A 12,046-nucleotide genomic window follows, 5' to 3' on the forward strand; every position below is an offset into this window, starting at 1 on the left:
TTCTGCCTTTTGGGTGGGGGCGCGCGCAATGAGGCTCGCCCTTGGCCTTTGTTACGACGGTCACGGCTACCAGGGCTGGCAAAGCCAGGCCAGCGGGCGCACGGTCCAAGACAAGCTGGAAGCTGCCTTGTCAGCCTTCACCAATCAACCCATGACAACCCTTTGCGCCGGCCGAACCGACGCAGGCGTTCATGGTTTGATGCAGGTTGTGCATCTGGACACCGAACTTAGCCGAGATGCATTTTCCTGGGTGCGCGGTACGAACCGTTTTCTACCACGAGACATCGCGGTGCATTGGGCACAAGAGGTTCCACCCGAGTTTCACGCGCGTGCCAGTGCCATTGGCCGCCGTTACTCCTACATGCTCCTTGAGTCGCCGGTGCGGCCGAGCCTGGATGCACATCGGGTAGGTTGGGTATTTCGCCCCCTGGATGGCGAAGCCATGCGCCTTGCAGCGGCTGAACTGATTGGCGAGCATGATTTCACCTCGTTCCGAGCATCCGCCTGCCAGGCTCTGTCGCCCGTCAAGCAACTGCGTCGTATCGACATCACGCGCCACGGCGCATACTGGCGCTTCGATTTCGAAGCGAGCGCCTTCTTGCATCACATGATCCGCAACATCATGGGGTGCCTGGTAGCCGTTGGCCAGGGATCTCAGTCGCCCGCCTGGATGCGCGAAGTACTACAGGCTCGCAACCGGGATGCCGCTGCGCCCACCTTTGCACCAGACGGCCTGTATTTCCTCGGACCTGTCTACGACCAAAAGTGGGGGCTGCCAGAGCGTACGTCTGCGTATGATTGGCTTCCATGATCCCAACAAGCACTCGAACTCGCATCAAAATCTGCGGCCTGACCCGCGAAGAAGACGTTGATTCAGCAGTTGCGGCCGGCGTAGATGCCGTGGGCTTCGTCCGCTACGAAAAGAGCCCTCGCTACGTCAGCGCCGAGCGCGCGGCAGAATTGGTCCGCAGGCTACCGCCTTTTGTCAGTTCCGTACTCTTGTACGTCAACGAGAGCTTAGAAAAAATCCAGGCCGACTGCTCCTTGGTGGCACCAACCCTTCTGCAGTTCCACGGTGACGAGAACCCCGCAGAGTGCGAAACCATCGCCAGGGCTTGCGCTCGCCCATGGCTGCGAGCGGCACGAATCCCCTTGGCAAATGCAACGAGCTTTGACTTGCTAAAATTCGTACAAGATTTTTATCAAGCTCAAGCCATTCTTCTAGACGCCGAAGTCGAGGGGTATGGTGGCGGCGGCAAAGCATTCCAGTGGTCACTCCTGCCACCAAACGTCGATGCTCACCTCGTCTTGTCTGGTGGGCTTACACCTGCAAACGTGAGCGCTGGCATCCGCGCATTGCGTGAGCGAGGTTTTTCGCTTGGGGTTGACGTCAGTTCCGGCGTAGAAGCCGATGGCCCCGACGGAAAACCGCTTAAGGGGATCAAGGACGCCAACAAGATCCTGCAATTCGTGACCGCGGTGCGAGCGGCTGACTCAACCAGCTGACTTAAGCGGTTAATTTGCAGGGCTATTGCAAGACATTTGCAAAACTAACGACTTCGCCGCTGAAGCGGCGCCATGACGGTAAAAGCAAGAGCGAATGGCATTCACGCCCAGACGCGTGTCATTCATCAACCAATTCACGTGCCCACCATGTCAACTTATAACCAACCCGATGTCTCCGGCCACTTTGGCCCATACGGCGGCAGCTTCGTCAGTGAAACCCTGACCTACGCGATCAGCGAGCTGCGCGAGACATATGCCAAGTATCAGAACGACCCGGCGTTCTTGGCCGAGTTTCATTACGAACTGGCTCACTACGTAGGCCGTCCTTCGCCCGTCTATCATGCCGCACGCACAAGTCGTGAGCTGGGTGGCGCGCAAATTTACCTTAAGCGTGAAGACCTCAATCACACCGGCGCGCACAAGATCAACAACGTCATCGGACAAGCCATGCTTGCCAAACGCATGGGCAAGCCGCGCATCATTGCCGAAACGGGCGCTGGCCAGCATGGCGTGGCCACTGCCACGATTTGCGCCCGCTACGGGCTCGAATGCGTGGTCTATATGGGCAGCGAAGACGTCAAACGCCAGAGCCCCAACGTTTATCGCATGAGACTGCTGGGCGCCACCGTGGTGCCAGTCGAATCAGGCAGCAAGACTCTTAAGGACGCACTCAACGAAGCCATGCGAGACTGGGTGGCCAACGTTGACAACACGTTCTACATTATTGGGACCGTAGCAGGCCCGCACCCTTACCCCATGATGGTGCGAGATTTTCAGAGTGTGATCGGCAAAGAGTGCCTGACGCAAATGCCCGAAATGCTCGCGGAGCAGAACATTGCCGCTGAGCAACCTGACGCGGTTGTCGCCTGTGTGGGCGGAGGCAGTAATGCCATGGGGATCTTTCACCCTTACATCCCTTACGAAAATACGCGACTCATTGGCGTCGAGGCAGCCGGCGAGGGGCTCGACAGTGGCAAGCACTCTGCCAGCCTTCAGCGCGGAACGAGTGGGGTATTGCACGGCAATCGCACCTACATACTGCAGAACGACAACGGGCAGATTACCGAAACCCACAGCATCAGCGCGGGGCTTGATTACCCAGGGGTAGGTCCTGAGCACGCCTGGTTGAAGGACATTGGCCGCGCAGAGTACGTGGGCATCACGGACTCAGAGGCCCTGGCCGCTTTCCATCACTTGTGCCGGACAGAGGGCATCATTCCCGCGCTAGAGTCCAGCCACGCATTCGCCTACGCCATGAAACTTGCCAAGACCATGAAGCCGAACCAGTCGATCCTGGTCAATCTGTCAGGAAGGGGTGACAAAGACATTGGTACCGTCGCCGATCTCGACGGCGCCGATCTCTACGACAGACCGTCCATGCGCGGGCATGCGGTCAAGGGCAGCGCCGCTATGAAAGGAGGCAAGCTATGAGCCGCATCGACGCCACTTTCGAAAAACTTCAGCGTGAAAACCGGAAGGCACTGATCCCCTACGTCACGGCGGGCTTCCCCTATGCCGACATAACTCCAGCCCTCATGCACGGCATGGTGTCAGCTGGCGCCAACGTGATCGAACTGGGTGTGCCCTTCTCAGACCCCAGCGCCGACGGCCCGGTCATACAGAAGGCCGGCGAACGCGCGCTGTCGCTCGGAATAGGTCTCGCGCAGGTGCTGGGCATGGTGAAGGCCTTCCGCGAAAAAGACCCCACCACGCCGGTCGTGCTGATGGGTTACGCCAACCCTATCGAGCGTTATGACCAGATGCACGGCAACGATGCCTTCATCCGTGATGCGGTTGCTTCCGGTGTCGACGGCGTTCTGATTGTCGATTACCCGCCCGAGGAGTGTCAGGCATTTTCCCGCAAGCTGAAAGCCAATAACATCGACCTCATTTTCCTGCTCGCCCCCACCTCGACCGAGAAGCGCATGCAGGAAGTGGCGGATGTCGCTAGCGGCTATGTCTACTACGTGTCGCTCAAAGGGGTCACGGGTTCCGGGGCTCTGAATACGGCCGAAGTAGAGGCCATGCTGCCGCGAATCCGCCAACATGTGCATGTGCCCGTGGGTGTGGGTTTTGGTATTCGTGATGCCGAAACGGCCAAGGCCATCGGACGCATGGCAGATGCCGTAGTCATTGGGACCCGTCTGATTCAGCTCATAGAAGATCAGCCGCACGAAAAGGTTGCCGCCGTCGCAGCAGACTTTCTGCGCGGCATCAGAGCGGCGCTCGACGCATGATCCTGGATCCGGCAGTTGACCGCTTGCAATCTTCAGGAAAGCCGCGTGAACATTCAATTTCGATGCTCCGATAACGCTCACCCGTTAAGTGAGAGCGCTACGCACCCGATGACGACCTGCTCGGGCGCGTCCAACCGCCGGATCCAGGATAATCTCGCGATATATCAAGGAAATTCACCCCATGAGCTGGCTTGAGAAGCTTCTCCCCCAAAAATTCAGAAATCCGACGTTGCTGACCGTCGTCAAATGCCAGAGGGCCTGTGGATCAAGTGCCCTGAATGCGAAACGGTGCTCTACAAGACCGATCTGGAGCAAAACCAGAACGTGTGCCCTCATTGCAGCCACCATCATCGCATTGGCGCACGTGACCGCCTCAACGTGTTCCTGGACAACGAAGGGCGCTACGAACTCGGTCAAGAAGTCGTGCCAGTCGATGCGCTCAAGTTCAAGGACAGCCGCAAGTACCCCGAGCGGATCAAGGAAGCCATGGAAAACACCGGCGAGACGGACGCGCTGGTGGTCATGGGAGGTGCAGTCCATTCGATCAACGTGGTGGCCGCGGCTTTCGAGTTCGACTTCATGGGCGGCTCCATGGGTTCCGTGGTCGGGGAACGGTTTGTGCGCGGCGTTGAGAGCGCAGTAGAGCAAAAAGTGCCATTCATCTGCTTTACCGCCACGGGCGGCGCGCGCATGCAGGAAGGTCTGCTCTCCCTCATGCAAATGGCAAAGACCAATGCCGCCCTCACCCGCCTCGCCAAGAAGGGGCTACCCTATATCAGTGTACTGACCGACCCAACCATGGGCGGCGTGTCCGCAGGTTTCGCGTTTGTTGGCGACGTGGTCATTGCCGAACCCAAGGCTTTGATCGGCTTTGCGGGCCCCCGCGTCATCGAGAACACAGTGCGCGTGAAGCTACCGGAGGGGTTTCAACGGGCCGAGTTTCTGCAAACCAAGGGCGCTGTCGACTTCATTTGCGACAGGCGGGAACTTCGCGAAAGAATCGCGAAAATTCTGGCCATGCTCCAGCGACAGCCGGCTGATGCCGTGAGCTGATCTGCGCAAAGTCAGACACCTGAGAGCTTGTTAACGATCTTCCCGATAAGGGGTCGTACACCGGCTCTCTAGCCGATTATCGCGCCACCCATCAGGCTGGCCTGGGCGGATCCCAAAACGATGCTGGCCACCTGCAGCAGTACCAAGAGCGCCAGCGGAGAAAGATCAATACCACCGATGAGCGGGATGCTGCGGCGCAGCGGAGCAAGCAATGGCTCGCTTAGGCGTTCAAACACGTCGCCCATAGGGCTGCGACTCTGTGTCCATGACAAGATGACCGCCACCAGGACGACGGCGGTAGCCACCGAAATGGCGAGTTTGACGACGCCCAGTAACGCGAGCACTGGGAGCACTGCCCAAGCATTGCTTGCCAGCAGAAGCAGCATGGCTGAGTACTGCGCCAACTTGACCAGCCACGCAGCCAGAAGACTGGCCGCGTCCAATTTGCCGCGCGGAGGCACGATGCGCCGCAATGGCAAAACCAGCCAATCGGTCAGCGCAAGTACAAAGCGCCCGACCGAATTCGCCATGGACATGCGCCGCCACCCCATGTAGAGGCGAAGCAGGCTGGCGCCGCCAACTAACGTGGCGGCGACCTCGAACAGGAATGATATGACTTGATAAAGCATCAGGTTTGGAAACATCGGACAAAAAATTGGTCCGCATGCGATCATAGCGATACCAAGCTGTCGGGCAATGATTTCCACAGCACTTTTCTTGCCATGGCCGAAGACACCCTCACCCTTTCATCGTTGCCACTTTTCCCCCTGGGTACCGTGTTGTTTCCCGGAGGAGAGCTACCGTTGCGGGTTTTTGAAGTCCGCTACCTGGATCTGATTGAGAAATGCCACAAAACCGGCGCACCCTTTGGAGTGATTCATCTGCGAGAAGGCAGCGAAGTTCAGGTTGCCGGGGCGCCCGAAGAGCGGCTGGAAACCGTTGGAACCATGGCTCACATTGTGGCAATGGAGCGCACCCAGGCCGGCTTGCTGCATGTGAAATGCGAGGGTAGGCAGCGCTTTCAAATCAATCAGCAAAAACGGCTCAAGCACGGACTCTGGGTCGCGGACGTCACTCTGTTGGCGCGCGACGCCGCAGTACTGATTCCCGATGATCTGAAACACTCGGCCGATGCGTTACACCAGCTGCGAGAAACCCTGCGCCAGCGGGGGACACTTGGCCCAGATCTAGAGCCGAGTCTCTACGAAGATTGCGGCTGGGTTGCCAACCGCTGGTGCGAACTGTTACCGCTGTCCGGGCAGCTCAAGCAACAACTGATGGTGCTGGACAGCCCGCTCCTGCGGCTCGAACTGGTTGCCGACATCTTGAACCGAGCTGGGGTTTAGCCTTCAAAGCGCGCTTGTCTTTCTGCCCTCTTACTTGAACAGGGCACGCAGAGTGTCCAGAAGAATTCGCAAGTCGCCTGCCACACTGTGCTGGTCGACATATTCCAGATAGTAGGCCTGCTTGATCGGCATGATGTGCTGCACATAGGTCGCCTCGGGGTTGTCGCTAAGGGCCAGCAGCCGCTCCTCGTCCAGGAACTCTATCGCGGCCCGATCGGTAATGCCCGGCTTCACCGATAGAATTTTCTGGCGAACGTCATCAGCATACAGCGCCATGTAGCGCGGGACCTCCGGCCGAGGACCAACGAGGCTCATATCCCCTTTCAGCACGTCGATCAACTGGGGCAATTCATCCAGTTTGGTGCGCCGAAGCCAGCGTCCAGCCCTGGTAACTCGAGCATCGCCAGCCGCAGTTAACTGCGGTCCAGCGCCTGCCGCCTGGACATGCATGGTGCGGAACTTGTGAATGCGAAACAACTGGCCGTCGCGCCCCACGCGCTCTTGCCGAAACAGCACGGGACCGGGTGAATCGAGACGCACCCACAACGAAACAGCAGCCATCAGGGGCAACACCAACGGCAGCGCAACCAATGCAAGGCCAAGATCCAACGCGCGCTTGGCGGCCCTTGAGCCGTCTGACTTCATACGGTGACACGACAGGAATGCATAGGCTCACCAATCACCGCACAATATCCTTCAACGCGGCTATGACCCGCATCTGCTCGCTGTCGCTCATAGCGGTGAACAAAGGTATGCTGAACATGCGCTGATAAGCTTTTTCTGCTACGGGAAACTGCTCTGGAGTCAGGCCATAGCGATCGCGCCAGTAGGGCTGGCGATGCAGCGGCACGTAATGTACGCTGGTACCCACCCCTGCATCAGCCATAGCCTGCACCACCTCATCGCGCGAGATCGTGGCCTCATCAGACAAACGCAACACGAACAAGTGCCAGGAGTGCGTATCACCCGGCGGTGCTTTGGCTGGCAGCACCAGAGGCAGGCCTTGCAGCTCTTTCAGGTAGCGCGCTGCCAACTCTTGCCGCCGGGACAAAAATCCAGGTAGCCGACGCAACTGTACGCGCCCCAGGGCTGCAGCCATGTCTGTCATGTTGTACTTGAAGCCAGGCGCCACTATCTCGTAATACCAAGCGGGTTTGCTACTGGAAAAGCGTTCAAATGCATCTCGACTGATGCCGTGCAGCCGCATGACTCTCATACGCGCGGCCAATGCCTCGCTCTTCGTCACGATCATGCCGCCCTCTCCGGTGGTCATGGTCTTGTTGGCATAAAAACTGAACACGGCGGCTGCGCTGGGTAGCTGGCCGATGAGCTTGCCTGCATGCGTGGCCGGCAGCGCATGGGCGGCATCCTCCACCACTTGCACTCCATGGCGGCGGGCGATGGAGAAAATAGCGTCCATATCGCATGCCAAACCACCGTAGTGGACCGGCAGAATCGCCTTGGTTCGAGGGGTGATGGCCGCTTCGATCTTCGCTGGATCAATGTTCAGAGTCACGGGATCGCTATCGACCAGCACGGCATCTGCCCCCAGGTAGCGGGCCACCTCCACGGTCGCCGTAAAGGTGAGCGAGGGTGCAATGACTTCGTCGCCAGGACCTACCCCGGCCGCCTCCAACGCGAGATGCAAACCAGCCGTGGCCGAGTTGACGGCAATGGCATGAACGCCTGCCCCAATATACGAAGCAAAGTCCTGCTCGAAAGCCCTGGTTTCAGGGCCTGTGGTAACCCAGCCTGAGCGCATGGCGCGCGTCACGGCATCGATCTCGTCTTCGCCGATATCCGGTCGTGAATAAGGAATAAAAGGAAACGCTTGCGTCATGGTGTGAATTGTCGCTTCATCGGGTCAGGCGAGTTTGCGCTTGGCCAGCGCGCCGACCCAGGACCAAGTCCCAACACCCCTGCCACGTGCCTATGCCGTACCCGAAGTGATAAGCCACAATGACCGCAGGCAAGCGCATGAGATTTTGCGCGTTTTTGGCTGCCTTGCACGAAGCAACTGTCAGATAAAGCCCGTATGCCAGGGACAACGAGACGAAAGGCGCAGCGAACCAGGGAGTCGCCACCCCTGAGGCCATGCAGGCTGCCACAAAGACCATAGGAACCAGTTGCCTCAGCGAGCCGGGCTGACCGTGTTTTTTCATCACGAAGGGGCGCCAATAGCCATACTGGCGTTGCTGTGCGAACAGTGCCCGCAAGGAGCCGCGTGGCCGGTAGATGGAGCGAATGTCAGCGCTTTGCCACACGCGCCCTCCCGCCAGCCGAATGCGCAGATTGTGTTCGTCGTCCTGGTTGCGCACCAGCGACTCGTCAAAATGACCAAAGCGCTCGAAGCTTGCACGTGGCCAGCAGCCCAAGTAGACCGTATCCACCTCGCCCTCGTAAGTTAGGTCGCGCGACCGTGCGCCGCCCACTACCCACGGACACTGGAAAGCCGCCGCAATGGCTTGGCCCATCGCATCCACACCTTGGGCTACCCAGGGGCCTCCGACGTTGTCCGCGCTGCTGCGCTCCAGAGCGCTGAGGCATTGCAGGACGTAGTCGGGTGCGAATGTGGTGTGAATGTCCATGCGAACAATCACCGCACCCCGCGCATGCGCCAAGCAGGCGTTCAGCCCCGCAGAGGCGATGCGAGCCGGGTTATCCACAAGGATCAGACGCCCTTCCCGCTTCGCACGAGCTTCAAGTAGCTCACGCGTGCCATCATCGCTACCACCGTCGGCCACCAGCACCTCCAACTGCCAGCCTGGAGGTAGCTGCTGCGCCAGCGCCTGATCGCAAAAAATATCAATGTAGGCGTGCTCATTGCGGCAGGGAGCGATCACGCTGACAAGCTGAGTGACGGCATCAGCATTACTTGACATGAACGTCTGACCCCAGCAATCGTCGATACAGCCGATCCATGGCATTCATTTGCGCTTGCCGGTCCCCCTCGAGCACAATCCGCTCGGCGTTGCACTCGCCTAGAAACGACGCCTGCTCATCATCCTGGACCAGAGTCTCCCAACGTTCCGCCAGTGCCCCAGCGTCGCCGGCAGGCACTAGAGCGCCCGCAGGCAACCAATCCCTATTGGCGGGCAGATCAGAAGCGATGACCGCCAGGCCACAGGCCATGCTTTCCAGCACTGAAACAGAGGTGGCGTCGCTCTCAGGCACGCTAATGGAAAATCGGCAACGGTCAAGTACAGCGGCCATGCCCGCATCATCCAGCTTGCCATGAAAGCGCACGGCATCTTGCAGCCCCAATTCGGATACCTGGGCACGCAGAGCCCCTTCAAGAGAGCCGCCTCCCAACAAGTGCAGGCGAACGTCCGAGCGCTTCTTACGGACATGCGCCAATGCCCGCAAAATCACATCGATACGATAGTTGGGCTCCCAGCTGCGCAGGCTCACAGCGTCACAACCCGGTTTTTCCTCCCACGCCCTTGGAGAAAAGCGAGCAAGGTCAACGCCCCAATGAATCAGTTCAGTGCTCAATCCATTGCGTAACTCATGAGCTGCGGCCAACAAATCGGGTGAATCGCCGGTCACAAGATCGGCTTGACCAAGAATCCAGGCAGTCAAGAGGCGCAGCACCACGTTACTTTTAGGCGTCACCAGAAGATCGCTCCCCCAGGCAGTCATGACCAGCGGGTGTCGACCGCTGCGGGCCGCCAGATAACCGTAAGACGTAACGTAATGTGCGTGGACGATGTCGGGCTTCAGCTCAGCCACGGCGCGGCGCGCAGCACCAACCCGCCATAACCAATCCGTGGTTCTGCGAACCGGCGGCAGCACAACTTGACGCACGCCCTCGATCGGATGCGGCCGTGCGGTAACCACTGACACCTGCCAGCCACGGGCGCGCATTTCCCCAACCCAACGCTGTACGTGCACACTGTTTGCGTCGCCCAGCAGACACAAATGACCAGTCATGGCGATTCACCCCGTTCGGCGAGCTTGGCACGCCAGAGATCGTACGCGGCCCGCAGATTGGGGTGTGAGGCCAACCAGCGGGCATCTGCTTCGCGTGTGTCTCCGACGACACGGGCCGGGCTGCCAGCCAGAACGGCAAAATCCGGGAACTCGCCCCGCACACGGCTGTGTGCCGCCACCAGGCTGCCGTGCCCGATCGTGGTGCCGGCCTCAATGGTGCTGTGCGGGCCGATGAAACATCGCTCGCCAATCGCAATAGGCGCTCGAATGACCGAAGACGCAGCTTCCGAAACGTCAAATCCGGATAGCTGAGCCGCCACGCGCACACTGCGGTGCGTACTGTGGCTGATGATGCTGACGAAGTTCGTCACCTGCGTACCGCGCCCTATGCTCACACCCGAACTTGCCTCGATAAAGTTGAAGTGACCAACAAAAACGTCGTCCTGTAGTTGCAGGGATTTTTCGTGCTCAATGCATGTGCTGGGCGAAATACGCGTCTGAGGCAAATTTTGGCCTTGGCTGCGCTCACCAAAGAGCATGCGAAAAAAGAGCACATGCCAAAGCCGGCGGCGCAAACGGTTGGCCCACGTGCGTATCCCGGTCAAGATGCACCTCCTCGTTCTGAGTGTTGACCTGCAGTAGGGACTGGAATATTCGGCCACCGTGCCAGACGATAAAAATACCACCCGAAGTAGGGCAGCATGGCGGCAGATACTGCCCAGGCTCCGCCTTGTAGGCCACCTTGTCTTAGCCCCCACGCCAGCGCAAGCACGAACACCACCTGCCCGACCAAGGCCCAACGAAAAGCCCAGCGTTGCGCCTGCCATGCCATGGTGACCACTGCCAAAGGAGCCGCGACAAAATGCGCCGCGATATAGGGCGAAAGCGCGCGTGCGAGCTCCCCGCCTCAAGCCAGGAAGACCCGAATACGGTGGAAAAAAGCCAAGGCCCGGCAAGCATCAACAACGCCATGAATGCCAGGGCCAGCACGCCCAGCAAGAGCATTAGTTGACGCACCATGCGGCGAGCCGCGGCGGGCTCGGAATTTGCAAGGCGCGGGTACAGCGCCTGCGACACAGCAGTTCCGATCAATGTCGACGGCGCCTTCAAATAGCGCAGCGCCAACCCCCAGAAGCCAGCCGAAGCCTCACCTGTCATGGCCACCAGCAAGGCCACAGCAAAAGCGTCCTGCAACGTCCCGAGAAAGGCGTGTGGGGTGTTGATCAAGGGAAAGTCCCTGTATCGATACGCCACCGTACGCATGGCGCTGTGCAAAGCCTTCGAGGCTGGAAGCATTACCGTGCGCCAGCCACCCACCGGTGCGGGCCACAGCAACCAGAATGAGGCCAGCGCCTGCGCGGCCATGGGCGCAACAATCAGTGCCCACGCCGCATCGGTGCCCAACGGGGCTTCGCCAGTAGTGCGCCACAACAGGTAACCCAGTACCAATTGCCCCACAGCCGCTCCGCCCCATTGAATCACACGACTGAACGCCATGGTCTGAAAGCGGCGCGCCCGATTGGCCCACATCATAAGAACCTGTGCCAATGCCGAAAAACCCACCGCCAGGGGCAACAAGGCAGGCATGGGAAGCAGTCCCGCTGCATGAAGTGCCCACCCCATAGGCGCACAAAGCAGCACCGCTGCCAAGCCGATGCGCCATGACAGTGCCAGCAAGGCATGCGCTTCCGGGTCCTTCTGGGCCATCGGCAACGCCCAGTCGTAACGCAAGCAGGCGGCGACTGCCAGTGCTGCGGCCACAGTGCTGAATTGGGTGAAGCTGCCCATGGCAGCGGGAGAGAAAAATCGCGCTATGACAGGCCATAAAAGCAGTGGCACCAACTGCGCAAGCGCCCCGCCAGCAAGGAGCGTCAGCGTGGCATGCACGAGCGTAGAGGAGCCCCTGGTCATGCGTTTCTTTGAGGCGTGCCCCCTCTCCAGCAGGCACTTGCGCAGCTGGAAGTTGGGAAG

At 59.5% G+C, this 12,046-nt stretch carries 12 protein-coding genes and 1 pseudogene; 6 read left to right on the forward strand and 7 right to left on the reverse strand.

The window, feature by feature from the left end; translation table 11 throughout:
* Positions 1 to 28: 28 nt before the first annotated feature.
* From truA to accD, 5 genes and pseudogenes are all read left to right on the forward strand, one after another.
* Complete coding sequence (gene truA, locus AAAK34_RS12805) at positions 29 to 811, forward strand: tRNA pseudouridine(38-40) synthase TruA (protein ID WP_231698148.1); 783 nt, start codon at positions 29 to 31, stop codon at positions 809 to 811.
* Complete coding sequence (locus AAAK34_RS12810) at positions 808 to 1,506, forward strand: phosphoribosylanthranilate isomerase (protein WP_231698147.1); 699 nt, start codon at positions 808 to 810, stop codon at positions 1,504 to 1,506. The genes truA and AAAK34_RS12810 overlap by 4 nt, the downstream gene beginning before the upstream one ends.
* 147 nt (positions 1,507 to 1,653) lie before the next feature.
* Entirely contained in the window at positions 1,654 to 2,937 is a 1,284-nt protein-coding gene (gene trpB / locus AAAK34_RS12815) for a tryptophan synthase subunit beta (protein WP_231698164.1), read from the forward strand.
* The gene (gene trpA, locus AAAK34_RS12820) at positions 2,934 to 3,743 is read left to right on the forward strand and encodes a tryptophan synthase subunit alpha (protein WP_231698146.1); all 810 of its coding nucleotides are present in this window, start codon (positions 2,934 to 2,936) and stop codon (positions 3,741 to 3,743) included. Before trpB ends, trpA begins: the two co-directional genes overlap by 4 nt.
* A 181-nt stretch (positions 3,744 to 3,924) precedes the next feature.
* Positions 3,925 to 4,796 (forward strand): annotated as a pseudogene (gene accD / locus AAAK34_RS12825) (acetyl-CoA carboxylase, carboxyltransferase subunit beta).
* 68 nt (positions 4,797 to 4,864) lie between these two features.
* Here the strand turns inward: accD and AAAK34_RS12830 are convergent.
* Positions 4,865 to 5,425: a YggT family protein gene (locus AAAK34_RS12830; protein ID WP_231698163.1), complete on the reverse strand. Its 561-nt coding sequence runs from the start codon at positions 5,423 to 5,425 to the stop codon at positions 4,865 to 4,867.
* A 93-nt stretch (positions 5,426 to 5,518) separates the two neighbouring features.
* Here AAAK34_RS12830 and AAAK34_RS12835 point away from each other — a divergent pair, with 93 nt between their 5' ends.
* A complete protein-coding gene (locus AAAK34_RS12835) occupies positions 5,519 to 6,142 on the forward strand; it encodes an LON peptidase substrate-binding domain-containing protein (protein WP_231698144.1) in 624 nt (207 codons plus the stop codon).
* 30 nt (positions 6,143 to 6,172) lie between these two features.
* Here the strand turns inward: AAAK34_RS12835 and AAAK34_RS12840 are convergent, their stop codons facing one another.
* The 6 genes from AAAK34_RS12840 to AAAK34_RS12865 all read right to left on the reverse strand — a co-directional run bounded on the left by AAAK34_RS12840 (position 6,173) and on the right by AAAK34_RS12865 (position 11,986).
* Entirely contained in the window at positions 6,173 to 6,787 is a 615-nt protein-coding gene (locus tag AAAK34_RS12840; protein ID WP_231698143.1) for a sugar transferase, read from the reverse strand.
* Between the two features lie 34 nt (positions 6,788 to 6,821).
* Positions 6,822 to 7,982 carry a DegT/DnrJ/EryC1/StrS family aminotransferase gene (locus AAAK34_RS12845; RefSeq protein WP_231698142.1) on the reverse strand — a complete coding sequence of 387 codons (1,161 nt, stop codon included), beginning with the start codon at positions 7,980 to 7,982 and terminating at the stop codon, positions 6,822 to 6,824.
* 16 nt (positions 7,983 to 7,998) lie between these two features.
* Positions 7,999 to 9,024, reverse strand: a complete 1,026-nt coding sequence (locus AAAK34_RS12850) for a glycosyltransferase family 2 protein (RefSeq protein WP_231698162.1) — start codon at positions 9,022 to 9,024, stop codon at positions 7,999 to 8,001.
* Positions 9,014 to 10,075: a glycosyltransferase gene (locus AAAK34_RS12855; RefSeq protein WP_231698141.1), complete on the reverse strand. Its 1,062-nt coding sequence runs from the start codon at positions 10,073 to 10,075 to the stop codon at positions 9,014 to 9,016. The genes AAAK34_RS12850 and AAAK34_RS12855 overlap by 11 nt, the downstream gene beginning before the upstream one ends.
* Complete coding sequence (locus AAAK34_RS12860) at positions 10,072 to 10,680, reverse strand: acyltransferase (protein WP_431777346.1); 609 nt, start codon at positions 10,678 to 10,680, stop codon at positions 10,072 to 10,074. The genes AAAK34_RS12855 and AAAK34_RS12860 overlap by 4 nt, the downstream gene beginning before the upstream one ends.
* Before the next feature lie 142 nt (positions 10,681 to 10,822).
* Positions 10,823 to 11,986: a lipopolysaccharide biosynthesis protein gene (locus AAAK34_RS12865; RefSeq protein WP_431777347.1), complete on the reverse strand. Its 1,164-nt coding sequence runs from the start codon at positions 11,984 to 11,986 to the stop codon at positions 10,823 to 10,825.
* Between the last annotated feature and the right edge of the window lie 60 nt (positions 11,987 to 12,046).

It is taken from the genome of Ottowia caeni, from assembly GCF_050821495.1.
In the GTDB taxonomy this organism is placed as follows: domain Bacteria; phylum Pseudomonadota; class Gammaproteobacteria; order Burkholderiales; family Burkholderiaceae_C; genus Ottowia; species Ottowia caeni.